The organism is Wenjunlia vitaminophila DSM 41686 (assembly GCF_000380165.1).
GTDB lineage: Bacteria > Actinomycetota > Actinomycetes > Streptomycetales > Streptomycetaceae > Wenjunlia > Wenjunlia vitaminophila.
Map to the genome: position 1 here is coordinate 1 of NZ_KB904682.1, position 17847 is coordinate 17847.

The window sequence follows — 17847 nt, forward strand, 5'->3', positions numbered from 1 at the left end:
CATCGGCGGCAGGCCAGGCCTCGGAGGTCACATACGCGGCAGAGCGGCGGTCCGTCACCGGGAAAAATCGGCGACCACCACCAGCGTCCCTGCATATGTTGTTTCAAAGGAACCACCCGACAGGCAGCCCCAGCCCACACNACGCGGGCCAGAACCCACCCATCCGGGGGTATCAACTAATCTGGCGTTGATTTTTGGTACGCTGTTGAGTTCTCAAGGAACGAACGCTTCCTTCAAGACCCTTTCACCGGTCTCTCCGGGCGCTTTCCGTTCGGTGATCCAGACTCTATCAGAAGATTTCCCGACCTGAGTCCTTCTCGTTTTCGCCTTGGCCTTTCGGCTTCGGCATGTCCACTACGTTAGCGCATTCCTTCGCGGCTTGCGAATTCCTGACTCGGAGGCCTTCCTCGCACTTTCCATGCCGTATCGACACGAGCGCGCAAAGGTGCGCCCGAGTTGATTCGGGTCAGATCGTAAGAGGAGATTCGCGTAGTGGTTGCCGCCAGCGAGGTTCCGGGTGCACCGGCCGTCCCGCTGTCAAGCGGCTCAGGCCACGTTACGCATTCAGGTCCGCGGAGTCAAGTTCGGCCCTTCGCCCCGGGACGGTGGAGGCACCGTCCCGGGGCGAAGGGCGTCGTCCACCGGTCAGTCCGTCGCCACTTCGACGGCCGCGAGGTGCTTCTTGCCCCGGCGCAGCACCAGCCAGCGACCGTGGAGCAGGTCCTCGGGAGCTGGCACGGCGTCCTCCGCGGTGACCTTGGTGTTGTTCACGTAGGCCCCGCCTTCCTTGATGGTGCGCCGGGCGGCGGACTTGCTGCTGACCAGGCCCGATTCCGCGAGGAGGTCCACCACCGGAGCCAGGTTGCCCACCTTCGCGTACGGCAGTTCGGCGAGGGCGGCCGTCAGCGTGGAGCGGTCCAGGTCGGCGAGGTCCCCCTGGCCGAACAGTGCCCGCGAGGCCGCGACCACCCGTTCGCAGTGGTCGGCACCGTGGACCAGGGATGTCATCTCCTCGGCCAGCGCCCGCTGGGCGGCTCGGGCCGCGGGGCGTTCCCTGGTGAGCGTCTCCAGCTCCTCGATCTCCTCGCGGCTCCGGAAGCTGAAGATGCGCAGCAGCGTGGGGACGTCCCGGTCCTCGGCGTTCAGCCAGAACTGGTAGAAGGCGTACGGCGTGGTCAGCTCGGCGTCGAGCCAGATGGTGCCGCTTTCCGTCTTGCCGAACTTGGTGCCGTCCGCCTTGGTGATCAGCGGAGTGGCCAGGGCGTGGACCGATGCCCCGGTGACTCGGTGGATCAGGTCGATCCCCGCGGTCAGGTTGCCCCACTGGTCGCTGCCACCGGTCTGGAGGGTGCAGCCGTAACGGCGGTACAGCTCGAGGTAGTCCAGGCCCTGGAGGATCTGGTAGCTGAACTCGGTGTAGCTGATGCCCAGGTCGGAGTTGAGCCGACGGGCCACCGCCTCCTTGGCGATCATCTTGTTGACCCGGAAGTGCTTGCCCACGTCCCGCAGCAGCTCGATCGCCGAAAGACCGGACGTCCAGTCCAGGTTGTTGACCATGACGGCCGCGTTGGGCCCCTCGAAGGTGAGGAACGGTTCGATCTGGGACCGGACGCGCTCGACCCAGTTGGCGACGGTCTCGGGGGCGTTGAGCGCCCGCTCCGCTGTCGGCTTGGGGTCCCCGACGAGCCCGGTGGCGCCACCGACCAGGCCGAGGGGACGGTGTCCCGCCCGCTGGAAGCGGCGGAGGGTGAGGATCTGCACCATGTTGCCGATGTGCAGGCTGGGAGCAGTCGGGTCGAAACCGCAATAGACCGTGACAGGGCCGTCCGCGAGCGCCTTACGCAGTGCGTCCTCGTCGGTGGACAGGGCCAGCAGCCCGCGCCACTTCAGCTCGTCGACGATGTCCGTCACGGGTCCGTGTCTCCTTGGGGTTCCGCTTGGTTCCTCCCGGACCGGGTGGTTCCGGGCCAGGTGCGGGGGTCCGCCCTACGAGCCTACGCGGTCGCCGCTCCGCGTCCGAGCCCGACCGTCCCGGGGGCGGACACCCCCGGGCAGGGGGTGCGCGGCCGGGGACGTGGGTCGCCGGCCGACGGCTACGGGGCGACCGTGCCCGCCCTGACCGGGCGCCGGCGCGGCACGTGCGGCCGGTAAGGGCTGACCGTCGGGTCCCCGGCGATCCAGAACCGCCAGGGCGTTGCGGCTCCGTCCCCGCTGAGCCCGGTGCGGGGTCCGGCCAGGACGGTGTCCGGGTCCGCAGGAGCACCGCGCAGCACCCGGAACGGGGTGTCGGTGGCGGGAACCGGGGGCGGGCAGACGTCTGCGCCGTACTGCGTGAGGTCCACGTCGAGGGCGGTGGCCAGCCGGGCCGGCCCCTTGGCCAGCTCACTGTCCCTGCGGGCGGTGGGGCGGCGGCCACGCGCCTGTTCGACCCCTCGGATGATCTCCCCCGCGCGCAGCAGCACTCCGGACGCCTTGTCCTCCGGTCCGCAGACCAGGTTCAGGCAGTGCCACATGCCGTAGGTGAAGTAGACGTAGGCGTGCCCCGGGGGGCCGAACATGGCGGCGTTGCGGTCCGTGCGTCCGCGGTACGCGTGCGACCCGGGGTCGTCCGCTCCGTCGTACGCCTCGACCTCGGTCAACCGCAGTTCGATCGGGCCCCGTGGGGTCGTCCGGACCAGGACCCTGCCGAGGAGGTCCCGGGCCACCTCGGTGACGTGGCGGTCGAAGAAGGTCCGGTCCAGGGGGGTACGGTCGAGTTCGTCGGGCATGCCGGCGAGGTTAGTGCAACGCTGCCCCGCGCCGACGTCGGCCCGGGCTGCCACGGCGGGCGGGGCCGAGCGGAACCACGCGGGCTGTTTCGACGTGTGTGGCGTGTATACAGTGCGCCAGGGTTGAGTAACCGAGTGTCGCAGTCGAGAGGAACGAACGTGGGCTTCAAGAAGCTGCTTGCCAGTCTGGGCGCCGGTGGCGCCTCGGTGGAGACCGTCCTGACCGAGCCCAACGTCGTTCCCGGCGGAGTGGTGCAGGGAGAGATCCGGATCCAGGGCGGTTCGGTGGCCCAGCAGGTCGAGGGTCTCTCGGTCGGCCTCCAGGCGCGCGTCGAGGTCGAGTCCGGGGACGGCGAGTACCAGCAGGACGTGCAGTTCCACAAGCAGCGACTCGGCGGCGCCTTCGAGGTACGGGCCAACGAGGTCCACACGGTGCCGTTCGGGCTGGAGATCCCCTGGGAGACCCCGATCACGATGTTCGAGGGCAGGCACCTCACCGGAATGAACGTGGGGGTGGTCACCGAGCTGGAGATCGCCCGTGCGGTGGACTCCGGGGACCTCGATCCGGTCAACGTGCACCCGCTGCCGGCCCAGCAGGCCGTCCTGGACGCGTTCGGCTCCCTGGGGTTCCGCTTCAAGAGCGCGGACCTGGAGCGGGGCCGGGTGCACGGGACCAGGCAGGGGTTGCCGTTCTACCAGGAGATCGAGTTCCACGCGCCGTCGCAGTTCCGCGGGCTGAACCAGGTGGAGCTGACCTTCGTGGCGGACTCCCGGGAGATGGACGTGGTGCTGGAGATGGACAAGAAGCCCGGTCTGTTCTCCGAGGGGAGTGACTCCTACCGTGCGTTCAAGATGCCGCTGAACGGCTTCCAGAACACCGACTGGACGGCCTACCTCAACCAGTGGATCTCCGAGGTCGGTGGGCGCCGCAACTGGTTCTGAGCCGGGCCGGCGATCATCGCCGCGTGCGGCGCGTCGGTCGGGGAGTCGTCACGGTCAGGGGGCGTGGTCGCCGGGTGCGATCACGCCCCCCTTGGTGTCGGGCGGGTCTAGGGTGACTGCTGACCACCGAGTCCCGCACTTCCCCGGGAGGACTGACCGTGACCGAGTCGAACCGGCCCCCGCTCCCCCACGACTTCCTGCCCCCGGTGCCGTCGTTCACCGTGGTCAGTGACGACCTGGTACCGGGGGCGGTACTGGCTGACGCGCAGGTCCACGCGAAGGGGAACACGTCCCCGCACCTGCGCTGGGAGGGGTTCCCGGAGCAGACCCGCAGTTTCGCCGTGAGCTGTTTCGACCCTGACGCGCCGACCGGCAGCGGGTTCTGGCACTGGGTGCTCTTCGACGTCCCGGCGACGGTGACCGAGCTCCCGGCGGGCGCGGGCAGCGCGGGCTTCGTGGGGCTCCCCGACGGGGCGGTGCACGCCCGGAACGACTACGGGACCAGGGACTTCGGTGGCGCCGCGCCGCCCGCGGGGGACCCGGCGCACCGGTACATCTTCACCGTGTACGCGGTGGACACCGACACGCTGGGGGTGGGCGCGGACGCCTCGCCCGCTGCGGTCGGCTTCAACCTGCGCTTCCACACGTTGGCCCGGGCGCACGTGATCGGCGAGTACGCGACGCCGGAATGAGAAAACCCGTTGCGGGTACGGCCCGGTGACGGCACAGTAGGCCTGTTCGACGCACACCTCATGGTCGTCGGGCAGTCGGCACCGCAGTGGCGGGGCGGACGGAGCCGTGAGAACCGGCTCGGTCCGCTGCCGGAGCCTCGGTCGTCAACCGGGCGTCCGCGCCGACTGCCGTCCCCTTCCGGTGCGCCCCGGTCGGGTGCCCCGGTTCGTGGGTGGCGATCCACCTCGTCGTCGTTCCCGCGCGGTTCGGCCGTGCTCCCGTTGCTTCCCCCGCACCTGGCCTGATCTGTGCCCACGTCCTGTCCGCCGGGAAATTGCGTTGTTCGGGGCCTGGCGCGCTCGGCACAGTGGAGTCACCTCGCCAGGGGGCGGGGCGGGTCCGTGGAGGTGGGCAGGGTGCAGCAGACGTTGGTCCTCAACGCGAGCTTCGAGCCGCTGGCGACGGTGTCCCTGCGGCGCGCGGTGGTGCTGGTGCTCCAGGACAAGGCGGTGGTGGAGCAGGAGCATCCGGGGCTGCGGTTGCGTGCCGCGACGGTGGAGCTGCCGGTGCCCCGGGTGATCCGACTCTGCCGGTACGTCCGGGTGCCGTTCCGACAACGGGCGGCCTGGTCGCGGCGCGGCGTGCTGGTGCGGGACCGGCACCGGTGCGCGTACTGCGGACGCCGGGCGACCACCGTCGACCACCTGGTACCGCGCTCCCGGGGTGGCGCCGACTCCTGGCTGAACACGGTGGCGGCCTGCGCGGCGGACAACCAGCGCAAGGCGGACCGCACGCCGGAACAGGCGGGGATGACCCTGCTCAGCGCCCCGTTCGAGCCGACCCCGGGGGACGCTCTGGTGCTGGCGTTGGGCCTGGCTGAGCCGGACGCGCTGCCACGGTGGCTGGCGGTGTCCGCGTAGCGGTCGCCAGGGGGCGGTTCGGGGCCGTGCACGACGTCGGGCCCGCCCCCGGTCGGGGGCGGGCCCGGCGGTCCGCGTCCGGGCGGTGGGTCACTTGGGGCCGAAGGCGACGACCCTGGGGTTGTAGCTGGAGGCGTACGCCTCCACGCCGAATATCAGGTCACCCTTGAGTACGAGCTGGTTGAAGTCCAGCGACGTCATCACCGAGGAACCCGAGGGGAAGGAACCGCCCTCGGTCTGCTTGCCGGAGTCCAGGGCGATGCTGACGAGCTTCCCCGAGGTGTCGTAACCGCCTTCCTTCGCGGCCACCACCGAGGTGTCGTTGACCGCGAGGATCTGGGCGCCCTTCTCGGCGGTCCCGATGTCCTGGTGCCACTTCTCCGCGCCGGTGGTCAGGTCGAAGGCGGCCACCGTGGCACTCTTGCCGCTGCTGCCCTTGCCCACGGCGGTCACCATGGTGGTGCCGGTGAAGTAGTACCTGGGGAGTCGGCCGAGCACCGAGGTCCGGTCGGGCAGGTTGCCGAACGCCTGGGCCATGGGTATCTGCCGGCCCGGCTTGCCCTTGGCGTCGAACGCCACGATGTTGCCGCGGGCGGCGGCACTGCCCTCGTTGACCAGGGCGACGGCGGGGGCGGCGGAGAGTATGGAGACCTTGGTCTGTGAGTCACCGGGCGCGGAGTAGGTCCACAGGCTCTTGCGGCCGTTGTTGAGGTCCAGCGAGTGGATGACGGTCTTGTCGGAGTCGAAACAGGTCTGCTCGACGAGGACCGCCGTCGGGGTGGCCTCACCGGTGATGTTGCAGTACTCCTTGCCACCGGCGTCCCAGTTCTTCTTGCCGGCGTCGAGCGAGTAGGAGAAGACCATCTCGGCGGTGATGGCGAAGACCCGGTTGTTCTTCTCGTCGATGGCGACGTCGCCGTAGTCGCCGTCCTCCGCACCGGGCTTGACGTCCTTGAACCACACGGGGCGGCCGGTCTTGGTGTCGATGATGGTCAGCAGGGTGCACGGGTGGAAGGACTCCGCGCTCGCCTTGCGGAACAGCACCGCGGCCTTGCCGTCGGAGGTGATCTCGTCGGACATGTAGCAGGGCACGGCGTTGGACTCGGGGGCCTCGACGTCCCAGGCCTTCTCGCCGGTCTTCAGGTCGTAGGCGGTGATGGACTGCTCGTCGCCGAGGATGAAGTTGTTCCCGGACAGCCAGTTGCCCACCAGGCCGGTGGATGACGAGGGAGAGGTGTCCGCGGCGGTCTTGGCCTTCCACAGCGTGGTTCGGTCGGGCTCGAGTTGGAACGTGCTGGTGCTCAGCGCCAGCCCGTCCTTCCCCTCGTTCTCGTTGCCCTTCTTCTCCGGGTCGTCCGTCGACGGCCCGCCGTTCTGGCCGCTGGTCGTGCCGCCGGTCTTCGCCTCGTCGTCCTTGCCGTCGTCGCCGGTGAGGACGACGACCGCGCCGATCGCCAGGGCGAGCGCCACGACACCGCCGACGACGCCGAGGACCACCCCGTTCTTCCGGCCGCCCCCGCCGCCCGTGGGTGAGGGAGGCGTCGGGTAGCCCGGCTGCTGGGGGTAGCCGCCGCCCCAGCCTGGCTGGCCCGGTACGCCTGGCTGGCCCGGTACGCCTGGCTGGCCCGGTACGCCTGGCTGGCCGTACGGCGCCGGCTGCGGGTAGCCGTACCCCGGCTGGGGCTGGGGCGTGCCGTACCCCGGCGGGGGCGGAGGGGCGCCGTAACCGGACTGGGGTTGCGGGTATCCGTACCCTCCGGGCTGGGCGGGCGGTGCCGGCGGCGGGGGTGTCGCCGGTGCGCCGGGCGTCGCCGGAGGGGGCGGTCCCGTCCAGGCCTGCGTCGGGGCGTAGTGCGCTCCGGCGCCGGGCGGGGGCTCCGGTGGCTGGCCGAACTGGCCTGCCGCTGGTGGCGGCGGGGGCGGCTGTTGTCCGGACTGCCCCGGTGGCGGGGGCGGATCGCTCGGGCCCGTCCACGCCTGCGTCGGGGCGTAGTGCCCGTCGGGCTGGTCGTTCTGCCCGTGGGTGCCATGTGGTTGGTCGGCCATGTCCCCGTTCCCGTTTCATCCCCGTGTTGCGGCCTGCTCGGTGAGTCCTCACCACGCCGCTTGCACCGCGAGCCAACAGGGCCTTCCGCCGGGGGCCCGGTGACTCGCGGCGCGGCCGGCCAGGTCAGGACCCCCGGGAAGGCACAATATGGATCCCCCGCATGGTAGCGAGGGTTCCACCTCAGGGCTGAACGGGCATGGGCGTCGGCGGAAACGGTGACGGGAACGAGACACACGCCGGCGCGTGGATTCCGTTATGTGGGCTTCCGTCGGGGTGCGTGATGGGTCGTCGCTCACTCGTTGTCAGTGACGGCGTCGATGCGCTGGGCGAGCTGGATGTCGAGTTCGGTGAGGCCTCCCACGGAGTGGGTGCTCACGGCGAAGTGCAGGGTCCGCCAGCGGATGTCGATGTCCGGGTGGTGGTCCATCTCCTCGGCCACCCGGGCGACCTCGTCGACGACGGCGATGGCTGCGGGGAAGTCACGGGCCTGCACGGTGCGGCGCAGGGTGTCGCCGTCGCGCCGCCACTGCGGGAGCCGGGCGAGGTGGCTGGTGAGCTGGTCTTCGGTCAGTTTCTCTGGCATGGGCCCAGCCTCTCAGCCGAGCACCAGTTTCGCGACGGCGACGAGGCCGACGACGACGATGACGCCGCGCAGCACCGTGGGGGACAGCCGCCGGCCGATCTTCGCGCCGATCTGTCCGCCGATGGCCGCTCCGACGGCGAGCAGGCCCACGGCGCTCCAGTCGAAGTCGGCCACGAAGAGGAAGACCACGGCGGCGACCCCGTTGACGATCAAGGCCAGGACGTTCTTGATCGCATTGATCCGCTGGATGTCCTCGGTGAGGGCGAGCCCCATCATGCCGAGCAGCAGGACGCCCTGGGCGGCACCGAAGTAGCCGCCGTAGATCCCACAGAGCCCGATGCCCACGGTGAGCAGGGGCCCACCGTAGTGGGAGGGTTCGGTGCCGTCGCGTTCCCGGCGGGCCGCGACGGCGCGGGCGAGACGGGGTTGTAGGACCACCAGGACCAGGGCGATGCAGATCAGGGCCGGAACGATGGCGTCGAACGCCGCGGAGGGGAGTTGGATCAGCAGGAAGGCGCCGGTGAGGCCGCCGAGCAGGGAGGCGGTCCCGAACCGCAGGACCCTGGAGCGCTGGCCGACGAGTTCGCGACGGTACCCCACGGCGCCGCTGACCGAGCCGGGGACCAGGCCCAGGGTGTTGGAGACGTTGGCGGTGATCGGCGGGAGGCCGACGGCGAGCAGCACCGGGAAGGTGATCAGCGTGCCGGAGCCGACGATGACGTTGATCGTCCCGGCACCGATGCCCGCGGTGAGGACCGCGAGCGCTTCCAGGACGGTCATGCTGCCCCTCTTCGCTGGTTCTGGGATCGTCGCAGGGTGCCTCGATCATGCCCGAAGAGGGACGGCGTGGCGGCTGGGGGGGCGGGAGGTCAGGTGCCCTCGCCGAAGAGCGGGTTCTCCCGCCGGGTGGGCAGCGGCTTGGGCTCGACGGTGGGGGCGGGGCCGGCGGGGGGTCGGCTGCCACCGTTGGACCCGTTCCCGCCGGGGGCCGGGGGCTGGGGGGCCATGCCCCCCAGGACGCCGCCGAGGCCCTTGAGCGCGTCGCCGAGCTCGCTGGGGATGATCCACAGCTTGTTGGCGTCGCCTTCGGCGATCTTGGGGAGCATCTGGAGGTACTGGTAGGCGAGGAGCTTCTGGTCCGGATCGCCGTCGTGGATGGACTGGAAGACGGTGCTGATGGCCTTGGCCTCGCCCTCGGCGCGCAGGGCCGCCGCCTTGGCCTCGCCCTCCGCGCGGAGCACCGCGGACTGCCGTTCGCCCTCGGCGGTGAGGATCTGGGACTGCTTGATCCCCTCGGCGGTGAGGATGGCGGCACGCTTGTCCCGGTCGGCCCGCATCTGCTTCTCCATCGAGTCCTGGATGGAGGTGGGGGGTTCGATCGCCTTCAGCTCGACGCGGTTGACCCGGATGCCCCACTTGCCGGTGGCCTCGTCCAGCACGCCGCGCAGGGCCGCGTTGATCTCCTCACGGGACGTCAGGGTCCGCTCGAGGTCCATGCCGCCGATGATGTTGCGCAGGGTGGTGACGGTGAGCTGCTCGATCGCCTGGATGTAGCTGGCCACCTCGTAGGTCGCGGCCCGGGCGTCGGTGACCTGGTAGTAGATGACGGTGTCGATGTTCACCACCAGGTTGTCCTGGGTGATGACCGGTTGCGGCGGGAAGGGGACGACCTGCTCCCGGAGGTCGATCCGGTTCCGGATCGTGTCGATGAACGGAACGACGATGTTCAGGCCCGCGTTGAGGGTGCGGGTGTACCGGCCGAAGCGCTCGACGATGGCGGCGCTCGCCTGCGGAATGACCTGGACGGTCTTGATCAGTGCGATGAACACCAGCACGACCAGGATGATCAGGACGATGATGATGGGCGTCACGCCGCTCAGTCTCCCTTAAGCACGATGAGGCCAGCTAGACGACGACGGCGGTGGCGCCGTCGATCTCCACGACGTCGACCTGCTGCCCTGCCTCGAAGATCTGTCCGTCGTCGAGCGCGCGGGCGGACCACACTTCACCGGCCAGTTTGATCCGGCCGTTGCCGCTGTTGTCCACCCGCTCCAGAACCACCGCCTGGCGGCCGCGGAGCGCGTCGATGCCGGTCCTGGCCTCCATGGGCGGTCTCTGGTTACGCCTCGCGATGGGGTTCACCACCACCAGCAGGGCGGTGGACACCACGGCGAAGGTGACGACCTGCACCACGATGCCGCCGCCGACGGCGGAGACGATCGCTGCGGACAGGGCACCACCCGCGAACATGGCGAATTCCGGCATCGCGGTCACTACCAGGGGAATACCCAGGCCAACCGCGGCGATCAACCACCAGATCCAAGCGTCCACCTACTCATCGTAGGCGTGTCACCGCCCTTCGTACGAGGGGCAATTGGGGTGCACACCGGTGTTTCCCTCATGGCCTGCCGGTTTGTCGCGTGATCGGGTGGTACTGCGGCCGGCGGCCCGTGACCCGCCCCGGCTGTGGACTCCCCCGAGCCGGGTTCCGGTCAGGAGTTCAGGGGCAGCCCGTAGGCGGTCCAGCGGTCCTCGCGGCGTTCCACCACCAGGGGCAGACCGAAGCACAGCGAGAGGTTGCGGGAGGTGAGTTCGAGTTCGATGGGGCCGGCCGCGATCACCTTTCCCTGACGCAGCATCAGGACATGGGTGAATCCCGGCGCGATCTCCTCGACGTGGTGGGTGACCATGATCATGGACGGGGCGATGGGGTCGCGCGCCAGCCGACCGAGGCGCCGCACCAGGTCCTCACGTCCACCGAGGTCAAGGCCGGCCGCGGGCTCGTCGAGGAGCAGCAGCTCGGGGTCGATCATGATGGCGCGGGCGATCAGGGTGCGCTTGCGCTCGCCTTCGGACAGGGTGCCGAAGGTCCGGTCGGCGAACTCGGCCATGCCGAGCCGGTCGAGGATCATCCGGGCCCGGGTCTCGTCGGTCTCGTCGTAGCTCTCCCGCCAGTGGGCGGTCATGCCGTACGCGGCGGTGAGCACGGTGTCCAGGACGGTCTGCCGGCGGGGCATCTTCTCGGCCATGGCGACGCCGGCCATGCCGATCCGCGGGCGGAGCTCGAACACGTCGACGGCTCCGAGCCGGTCACCCAGGATGCTGACGGTGCCCGTGGTGGGGAACAGGTAGCTCGACGCGAGGTTGAGCAGGGTGGTCTTCCCCGCGCCGTTGGGGCCGACGATCACCCAGCGCTCACCCTCCGAGACCTTCCAGGAGACCTGGTCCACCAGCGGGCGGCCATCGCGGACCACGGATACGTCCACCAGCTCCAGCACGTCACTCATGTGCCCGTTGTCTCCCATGCAGTGTGGTCATCTGAGGTCTTGTCCCCGGCCGGCGCCGCGCGGACGCCTAGGCAAAACCTACGCCACCGGCTGTCCGGGCCGGTCCATAGGCTGGGGGCATGCTTGAGGAACGTCGCTCAGGGCGGTTCGTCGCGTGGGGAAACGCCACGATCGCCGGACTTGTCGCACCGGATGACGCCGCGGGGAAGGTCCGCGGCACGGACACCGTGCACCACGTCGAAGGCCTGCCCACCGCCGGTGGGCAGCCGTCAGCCGAGCGCGTGGCGCTCGCCTGGGGCCTGGGCCGGCTGCGGGCCCTGGGGGTGCGCGGGTTCCGGCTGGCCCTTCCGGTGCCCGGGCACCCGCTGGGGCTGAGCGGTCCGCCGGATTTCAACGTCCTGGCGCTCGAGGCGGGCGAGGCCGTGATCGCCGTGCTGTCCGACGCCGGGCCGGGTGACCACGTGCGGGGCGCGGAGGGCGGCGGGGGTCTCGGTCTCGTGCCGGAGGTGACCGCGGCCGGGCCGCAGGGTGACCAGCACGTGGCGGTGGTGTGGCGCTGCCTGCCGGTGCTCGGGGGCCCGCCCGCCGACGTCCCCTCGCTCGCCGAGGCCGAGCGGGAGCTGTCCCAGGCGCTGCGGGAGGCGACCAGGACGCTGACCGCGCTGGACGTCGCCGGGTCAGCCGGCCCGGCACGGACGGCCCTTGACGCGCTCAGGTCCGCGGGGCCGCGCCCCCTGTTGGCGCCGGGTTACCCGGGCCGGGCCGTGCGGGTGCTGGAGACGGCGCAGCGGGTGGCCTCGCTCGTGGGCATCGCGATGGGCGGCTCGGGTTCCGGCGAGCACGGGACGGCGATCACCGCCTCCCAGGTGGCGGCGCGCACGGCGGCGCTGCGGACGGTGGAGCGCACCGCCCGTCGGGCCCAGACCGCGGCCTACAACGCGTACCTGGAGGAGCGTGACCGGGGCCGCGCGTGACCCCGCCCCGTGCGGCGGCGGGGCCCGGCGGCGAGTGGTGACCGGCGCGGGCGGGTCAGTCCGCCATGTCGTGGCGGACCGCCCACAGCGCAGCCTGGGTGCGGTCGGCCAGGTCCAGCTTCATCAGGATGTTGGACACGTGGGTCTTGACGGTCTTCTCGGAGAGCAGCAGGGCCCGGGCGATCTCGCGGTTGGACCGGCCGTTGGCGATCAACGCCAGGACCTCGCGTTCCCGTTCGGTGAGCGTGCCGCCGCGGCCCTGCCCGCCGTTGGGGGCGTCGGGGCTCAGCAGGGTCTCGGCGACCTCGGGTTGGAGCAGCACATGGCCGGCGTGCACCGAGCGGATGGCACTGGCCAGGGCTTCCGGGTCGATGTCCTTGTAGACGTAGCCCATCGCTCCGGCGCGCAGCGCGGGGATCACCGACCGCCGCTCGGTGAAGCTGGTGATGACGAGGACCCGGGCGGTGCTGCCGCGGTCCCGCAGGGCCCGGAGCGCTTCGATCCCGTCCATTCCAGGCATGGCCATGTCCATCAGGACCACGTCGGGACGCAGCTGCGTGGCCCGCTCCACGCCCTGGGCCCCGTCGCCGGCCTCGCCGACCACCTCGATGTCCCCCTGGACCTCGAGGAAGGTGCGCAGCCCCCGGCGGACCACCTGGTGGTCGTCCACCACCAGCACCCGGATCCGCTGTGCCGTCTCCTGGTCAGCCACCGGGCACCACCATCTCGACCACGGTGCCCCGTCCGGGCGCCGATGTGATGTGCAACGTTCCGCCCACCGCCCTGGCCCGGTCCCGCATCGAGACGAGCCCCAGGTGTCGCCCGGCCCGCCGAACGGCGTCGGGGTCGAAGCCCCTGCCGTCGTCGGCCACCCGCAGCACGGCTCCCCTGCCGTGTGCGCCGCCCTCGCCGTCGCCACCGGCCAGGTCCATCCGGACGGTGTCGGCCCCGGCGTGGCGCAGCGCGTTGTGCAGCGCCTCCTGGGCCACCCGCAGCAGCGCCTCTTCCTGGGCGGAGGGGAGGGGGTGTGCGTGGTGGCAGGCGAAGGTGACGTGGGCGGAGTGCGCCCGGTTCAGCACCTCCGCCTGACTACGGAGGGTGGCCACCAGCCCGTCCTCGTCCAACCCCGCGGGGTGCAGCTCCACCACCACCGCGCGCAGCTCGTCGGTGGCCTCGGCGGCGAGCTCCGCGACCTGGGCGAGTTCCGCCCTGGCCCGGCCCGGGGCGCGGTCCACCAGGGTGGCCGCTGCCTGGGCGGTGAGTCGCAGCGAGAACAGCTTCTGGGAGACGGCGTCGTGCAGCTCCCTGGCGATCCTGGCGCGTTCCTCGGCGATGGTCAGTTCGCGGCTCCGCTCGTACAGGCGGGCGTTGGTCAGGGCGATGGCGGCGTGCGCGGCCAGCAGGCGCAGCAGCGCCTCGTCCCGGTCGGTGAAGGCGCACCTGCCGTCAACGCAGGAGTCGCTGTCGTTCGCCAGGAACAGGGCGCCGAGGACCTCGTCGCCGTGCAGGACGGGCACGCCGAGGAAGTCCCCGAGGTTGGGGTGGGCGCGGGGCCAGCCCCCGAACCTGGGGTGTTGCTGGACGTCACCGAGCCGCTGGGGGGTGGCCTCGCGCAGCATCACCGCGAGGATGCCGTGCTGGCGGGGCAGTGGGCCGATGGCCTTCCACTGGTCCTCGCTGATCCCGTCCACCACGAACTGGGCGAAGCCCCCGTGGTCGTCGGGCACCCCGAGGGCGGCGTAGTCGGCTCCGAGGAGTTCCCTGGCCGAGGAGACGATGGTCTGGAGCACCTCGCTGACCTCGAGCTGTCGGCTCATGGCCAGCACGGCGGCGCTGATCGCCTCGATGCCCGTGGCGGGGCCGGGCCGGCGGTCGCCGGGGTCGGAGGTGGACATGTGCCTCACGGTACCCGCGCGGAACGGAGGCCGGGGTGGCCGTGGTCGGGGGCCCGTCCGCGGTGTGAGCGGGGTCACCCCGAGCCGGGGCGGGCGGGCACGGTGTGTGCTCCGGTGGGGACGCTGAGCGGTGGCGGCTGTGAGCTGACCCATAGGACTTAGGTCCTCTACGACCGCGCCTCGTAGGCGGCTCGGTGTTCGCCGCCGTCGGCGGGGCAGCAACGGCCACGGTGGGAGCTACGACCGGGGGTCGTAGCGGGGATGCTTGTCCGGTTTGGGGTCGATCGTCATATTGGTTGGCGTCGCACATGGTCACGGCGGATCCGTGGCACCGACGTACCCCCACCCGTAGCGGCCCGGCGCACGAGCGCCCGGAGCGGGCATCGTCCAGGCGACTTCCCCACCCGGAAGGTGTTCATGCGTATGCCGATCAAGACGATCAAGCGACTCTCCCCGCGGAGGGCCGTCGTGGCCGGTGCCGCCGTGCTGGTCGCTTCGGGAGGCGCCGTGGCGATGGCCTCGCCCGCCAACGCGGCACCGACCGACTCCGCCCCGGCGAGCAGTTCGCGCCAGATCGCCCGGCAGATGATCCCGAACGACACCCAGTACTCGTGCTTCAGCAACATCGTGCAGCACGAGAGCAGCTGGGACCACACCGCTGTGAACCCGACCAGCGGTTCCTACGGTCTGGTGCAGGCGCTGCCGGCGACCAAGATGGCCTCGGCGGGCAGCGACTGGAAGACCAACCCGAAGACCCAGATCAAGTGGGGTTTGGACTACATGAACGACCGCTACGGCAGCCCGTGTGACGCCTGGGCGTTCTGGCAGAACCACCACTGGTACTGATCTGACCCCGGCCGGCCCGGTCAGACGGAACGAGGGTGGTGACCCCTGCGGGTCACCACCCTCGTTCCGTGCTCCCCGCGGGGAGCGCGCCGGTCAGCGGCGCATGACCTCCGGCTCGTGCCGGCGCAGCAGCCGGATCACGATCACGCCGCACAGCACGCCCATCCCGAACAGCACGCCGACGTCGAACAGCCACTGTCCGCGGGTCGCCTCCCACAGCGGGTCGGTGTTCCCCGGGTTCTGTTTGTCCCACGGCGCCATCAGGGTGGCGAGGCGGGCCGTGGTTCCCTCGGCGGCCACCGCCCACCTGGAGGGCATCAGCCAGGCGACCTGCTCGAGGCCCGGCTTGTCGTAGACCTGGAAGAGGACCCCGGTGAAGACCACCTGGACGATGGCGAAGAGCACCAGCAGCGGCATGGTCTTCTCCGCGGTCTTCACCAGCGCGGAGATGATCAGTCCGAACATCATCGAGGTGAAGCCGAGGGCCACCATGCTCACGGTCATCTCGATGGCCGGGGTGTTCTCCACGATCAGGCCCTCGGCCGGCATCTCGCGGGGGGCGAAGCCGATCGCACAGATGATCACACCCTGGAAGGCCGTGATCAATCCGAGCACGATGACCTTCGACATCAGGTAGGCCGAACGGGACAGTCCGGTTGCCCGTTCCCGTTCGTAGATCACCCGTTCCTTGATCAGTTCCCGGACGGAGTTGGCCGCTCCGGAGAAGCACATGCCGATCACCAGGACCAGCAGGATGGTGCCCGCGGCCTGGTTGAACTGGACCTTGCCCTGTTTGGTCAGGGGTGGTTGGGACAGGCCGAACTCGGCGGGGATGACCACGCTGACCACGCCCAGGATGATCGGCAGGACCAGCATCAGCGCGATGAAACCGCGGTCGGAGGCGATCACCGACCCGTAGCGGCGGACCAGCGTCCAGAGCTGCGAGCCCCAGCTCTGCGGTTTGTGCGGCCGGACCATCGACGGCGGCTGCACCGGCATCGCCTGCGGGGGCGCGGCGTCGATGTCGGCGGCGTACCGCTGGTAGTGGGCCGAGCCGTGCCAGCGGCCTCCCCAGTCGTGGTCGCGGTAGGTCTCGAACGCCTGGAAGACGTCGGCCCAGGTCTCGTACCCGAAGAACTCCAGTGCCTCGTTGGGCGGCCCGAAGTACGCGACCGAACCCCCGGGGGCCATCACCAGCAGTCGGTCACACAGGGCGAGTTCGGCCACCGAGTGGGTGACCACCAGCACCGTGCGGCCGTCGTCGGCCAGCGCCCGCAGCAACTGCATGACGTCGCGGTCCATGCCCGGGTCCAGGCCGGAGGTCGGCTCGTCGAGGAAGATCAACGAGGGCTTGGTGAGCAGTTCGAGGGCGACCGAGACGCGCTTGCGCTGGCCGCCGGACAGGGAGGTGATGCGCTTGCCGGCGTGGATGTCCAGTTTGAGCTCGCCCAGCACCTCCTCGACCCGGCGGTTGCGCTCGGCGGTCTCGGTGTCGCCGGGGAACCGCAGCTTGGCCGCGTACCGCAGGGCGGTGCGCACGGTGAGCTGGGGGTGCAGGATGTCGTCCTGGGGAACCAGACCGATGCGCTGGCGCAGTTCCGCGAACTGCTTGTAGAGGTTGCGGTTGTCGTACAGGACCTCGCCCTCGTCGGCCGGCCGGTAGCCGGTGAGCGCGCGCAGCAGGGTGGACTTCCCCGAGCCGGAGGGGCCGATGACGCCGATCAACGACTTCTCCGGGACGCCGAAGCTGACGTTGTTCAGGATCTTCTGCCCGCCGCCGACCTTCACCGTGAGCCGGCGGGCCGAGAAGGAGACGGCCCCGGTGTCGACGAACTCCTCGAGCTGGTCACCGACCAGACGGAACGTGGAGTGGCCCACGCCCACGATGTCGTCCGGACGCAGCAGGTGGCGTTGGATGGGCTGACCGTTGACGTAGGTGCCGTTGTGGCTGCCGAGGTCAACGATCTCGTAGCGGCCGTCGGCGGTGGCCCGGAACTCGGCGTGGTACCGGGAGACCTGCAGGTCGGAGACGACGTGGTCGTTGTCGAGGGCGCGGCCGATCCGGGTGACCCGCGTGGTGAGGTTGCGGATCATCGTTGGCCCACGGCTGCCCCCGGGGCCGGGGTACTGCAGGCCCGGCTGGGGCTGGCCGTAGGGCGGCTGGGCGGCCGGGGGGTGTTGGGGGCCGGGGCCCGCCGGGGCCCCCGGCTGGCCGGGGGCGAACGCGGCCCCGCCCTGCCAGGCCCCCGGAGCACCGGCTGGTTGGGGTTGGCCGGGGTGCGGTGGCTGTCGCTGCGGCTGGTAGGGCCCTTGCGCCTGCTGTGGTACGTGTGGCTGGGGTGGCTGTTGATGGGGCGGCTGCCCCGCGGGCTGCGGGGTGCGCGGCGGGGCCATCCCGGCCTGGCCCTGGGCGGCGATCCCCGGGGCCATGGCGGTGGGCGCGCTGTAGACGTCGGGCCGTGCCGCGGCAAAGGTCAGGCGGGGGCCGTCGGTGGCGTTGCCCAGGTGGACGACCGAACCCGGGCCGACCTCGACCTGTTGGACTCGTCGTCCCTGTGCGTAGGTGCCGTTGGTGCTGCCCTGGTCCTGGAAGACCCAGGCCCGTCCGTTCCACCCGATGCTGGCGTGCCGCCATGAGACCCGGGCGTCGTTGAAGACCACGTCGGCCTGCGGATCACGACCAAGCAAATATGACCGGGACGGCTCAAACGTCCACGTTTGTCCGTTCAATTCCAGTACGAGTTCCGGCACTCCATGCCCCACAACGTTGTCCCCCGAGTTGTCCCCCCGTGCGGGGAGTCTAGGGATGCTGAATATCGGGTGGAACTATTGCAGGCCGCGGGGTCGAACAGAAAGCTGGGTGTGATCCCGCAACACAGTTGTCGACGAACCGTGGAACGAGTGCCACGAACC

The 17847-nt window shown here is 70.6% G+C and carries 16 protein-coding genes; 5 read left to right on the forward strand and 11 right to left on the reverse strand.

The window, feature by feature from the left end:
* Positions 1 to 645: 645 nt before the first annotated feature.
* Positions 646 to 1911, reverse strand: coding sequence for a tyrosine--tRNA ligase (gene tyrS, locus A3IG_RS0118010; protein WP_018384984.1), 1266 nt, complete (start codon positions 1909 to 1911; stop codon positions 646 to 648).
* Between the two features lie 182 nt (positions 1912 to 2093).
* Entirely contained in the window at positions 2094 to 2768 is a 675-nt protein-coding gene (locus A3IG_RS0118015; protein ID WP_018384985.1) for a DNA-3-methyladenine glycosylase, read from the reverse strand.
* 159 nt (positions 2769 to 2927) lie between these two features.
* On the opposite strand from A3IG_RS0118015, the gene A3IG_RS0118020 reads away from it, so the two are divergent.
* The 3 genes from A3IG_RS0118020 to A3IG_RS0118030 all read left to right on the forward strand — a co-directional run bounded on the left by A3IG_RS0118020 (position 2928) and on the right by A3IG_RS0118030 (position 5302).
* Positions 2928 to 3710, forward strand: a complete 783-nt coding sequence (locus tag A3IG_RS0118020) for a sporulation protein (RefSeq protein ID WP_018384986.1) — start codon at positions 2928 to 2930, stop codon at positions 3708 to 3710.
* Between the two features lie 158 nt (positions 3711 to 3868).
* A complete protein-coding gene (locus A3IG_RS0118025) occupies positions 3869 to 4402 on the forward strand; it encodes a YbhB/YbcL family Raf kinase inhibitor-like protein (protein WP_018384987.1) in 534 nt (177 codons plus the stop codon).
* A 396-nt stretch (positions 4403 to 4798) separates the two neighbouring features.
* Positions 4799 to 5302, forward strand: coding sequence for an HNH endonuclease (locus tag A3IG_RS0118030; RefSeq protein WP_026220384.1), 504 nt, complete (start codon positions 4799 to 4801; stop codon positions 5300 to 5302).
* 90 nt (positions 5303 to 5392) lie between these two features.
* Here A3IG_RS0118030 and A3IG_RS0118035 read toward each other — a convergent pair whose 3' ends face one another.
* From A3IG_RS0118035 to A3IG_RS0118060, 6 genes are all read right to left on the reverse strand, one after another.
* A complete protein-coding gene (locus tag A3IG_RS0118035) occupies positions 5393 to 7348 on the reverse strand; it encodes an outer membrane protein assembly factor BamB family protein (RefSeq protein WP_078500631.1) in 1956 nt (651 codons plus the stop codon).
* Positions 7349 to 7641: 293 nt separating this feature from the next.
* Positions 7642 to 7932: a 4a-hydroxytetrahydrobiopterin dehydratase gene (locus tag A3IG_RS0118040; RefSeq protein ID WP_018384990.1), complete on the reverse strand. Its 291-nt coding sequence runs from the start codon at positions 7930 to 7932 to the stop codon at positions 7642 to 7644.
* A 12-nt stretch (positions 7933 to 7944) separates the two neighbouring features.
* A complete protein-coding gene (locus tag A3IG_RS0118045) occupies positions 7945 to 8712 on the reverse strand; it encodes a sulfite exporter TauE/SafE family protein (protein ID WP_018384991.1) in 768 nt (255 codons plus the stop codon).
* Between the two features lie 89 nt (positions 8713 to 8801).
* The gene (locus A3IG_RS0118050; protein WP_018384992.1) at positions 8802 to 9803 is read right to left on the reverse strand and encodes an SPFH domain-containing protein; all 1002 of its coding nucleotides are present in this window, start codon (positions 9801 to 9803) and stop codon (positions 8802 to 8804) included.
* A 34-nt stretch (positions 9804 to 9837) separates the two neighbouring features.
* Positions 9838 to 10263: an NfeD family protein gene (locus tag A3IG_RS0118055; protein WP_078500633.1), complete on the reverse strand. Its 426-nt coding sequence runs from the start codon at positions 10261 to 10263 to the stop codon at positions 9838 to 9840.
* Positions 10264 to 10424: 161 nt separating this feature from the next.
* On the reverse strand, positions 10425 to 11219 hold the full coding sequence (locus tag A3IG_RS0118060) for an ABC transporter ATP-binding protein (RefSeq protein ID WP_026220386.1): 795 nt from the start codon (positions 11217 to 11219) through the stop codon (positions 10425 to 10427).
* Between the two features lie 119 nt (positions 11220 to 11338).
* On the opposite strand from A3IG_RS0118060, the gene A3IG_RS0118065 reads away from it, so the two are divergent.
* The gene (locus tag A3IG_RS0118065) at positions 11339 to 12193 is read left to right on the forward strand and encodes a hypothetical protein (protein ID WP_018384995.1); all 855 of its coding nucleotides are present in this window, start codon (positions 11339 to 11341) and stop codon (positions 12191 to 12193) included.
* Between the two features lie 55 nt (positions 12194 to 12248).
* On the opposite strand, the gene A3IG_RS0118070 is transcribed toward A3IG_RS0118065, so the two are convergent.
* Entirely contained in the window at positions 12249 to 12905 is a 657-nt protein-coding gene (locus tag A3IG_RS0118070; RefSeq protein ID WP_018384996.1) for a response regulator, read from the reverse strand.
* Positions 12898 to 14088 carry a GAF domain-containing sensor histidine kinase gene (locus tag A3IG_RS0118075; RefSeq protein ID WP_018384997.1) on the reverse strand — a complete coding sequence of 397 codons (1191 nt, stop codon included), beginning with the start codon at positions 14086 to 14088 and terminating at the stop codon, positions 12898 to 12900. Before A3IG_RS0118075 ends, A3IG_RS0118070 begins: the two co-directional genes overlap by 8 nt.
* Positions 14089 to 14511: 423 nt before the next feature.
* Here A3IG_RS0118075 and A3IG_RS0118080 point away from each other — a divergent pair, with 423 nt between their 5' ends.
* Positions 14512 to 14934, forward strand: a complete 423-nt coding sequence (locus A3IG_RS0118080; protein WP_018384998.1) for an aggregation-promoting factor C-terminal-like domain-containing protein — start codon at positions 14512 to 14514, stop codon at positions 14932 to 14934.
* Positions 14935 to 15027: 93 nt separating this feature from the next.
* On the opposite strand, the gene A3IG_RS0118085 is transcribed toward A3IG_RS0118080, so the two are convergent.
* Positions 15028 to 17697, reverse strand: a complete 2670-nt coding sequence (locus A3IG_RS0118085) for an ABC transporter ATP-binding protein/permease (RefSeq protein WP_078500635.1) — start codon at positions 17695 to 17697, stop codon at positions 15028 to 15030.
* Positions 17698 to 17847 lie beyond the last annotated feature (150 nt).

What these genes read in the sequence shown, in the direction of transcription:
- A3IG_RS0118015 (WP_018384985.1), bottom strand. Translation starts at nt 2,768, where the DNA reads ATGCCCGACGAACTCGACCGTACCCCCCTGGACCGGACCTTCTTCGAC.
- A3IG_RS0118035 (WP_078500631.1), bottom strand. Translation starts at nt 7,348, where the DNA reads ATGGCCGACCAACCACATGGCACCCACGGGCAGAACGACCAGCCCGAC.
- A3IG_RS0118040 (WP_018384990.1), bottom strand. Translation starts at nt 7,932, where the DNA reads ATGCCAGAGAAACTGACCGAAGACCAGCTCACCAGCCACCTCGCCCGG.
- A3IG_RS0118045 (WP_018384991.1), bottom strand. Translation starts at nt 8,712, where the DNA reads ATGACCGTCCTGGAAGCGCTCGCGGTCCTCACCGCGGGCATCGGTGCC.
- A3IG_RS0118060 (WP_026220386.1), bottom strand. Translation starts at nt 11,219, where the DNA reads ATGAGTGACGTGCTGGAGCTGGTGGACGTATCCGTGGTCCGCGATGGC.
- A3IG_RS0118065 (WP_018384995.1), top strand. Translation starts at nt 11,339, where the DNA reads ATGCTTGAGGAACGTCGCTCAGGGCGGTTCGTCGCGTGGGGAAACGCC.
- A3IG_RS0118075 (WP_018384997.1), bottom strand. Translation starts at nt 14,088, where the DNA reads ATGTCCACCTCCGACCCCGGCGACCGCCGGCCCGGCCCCGCCACGGGC.
- A3IG_RS0118080 (WP_018384998.1), top strand. Translation starts at nt 14,512, where the DNA reads ATGCCGATCAAGACGATCAAGCGACTCTCCCCGCGGAGGGCCGTCGTG.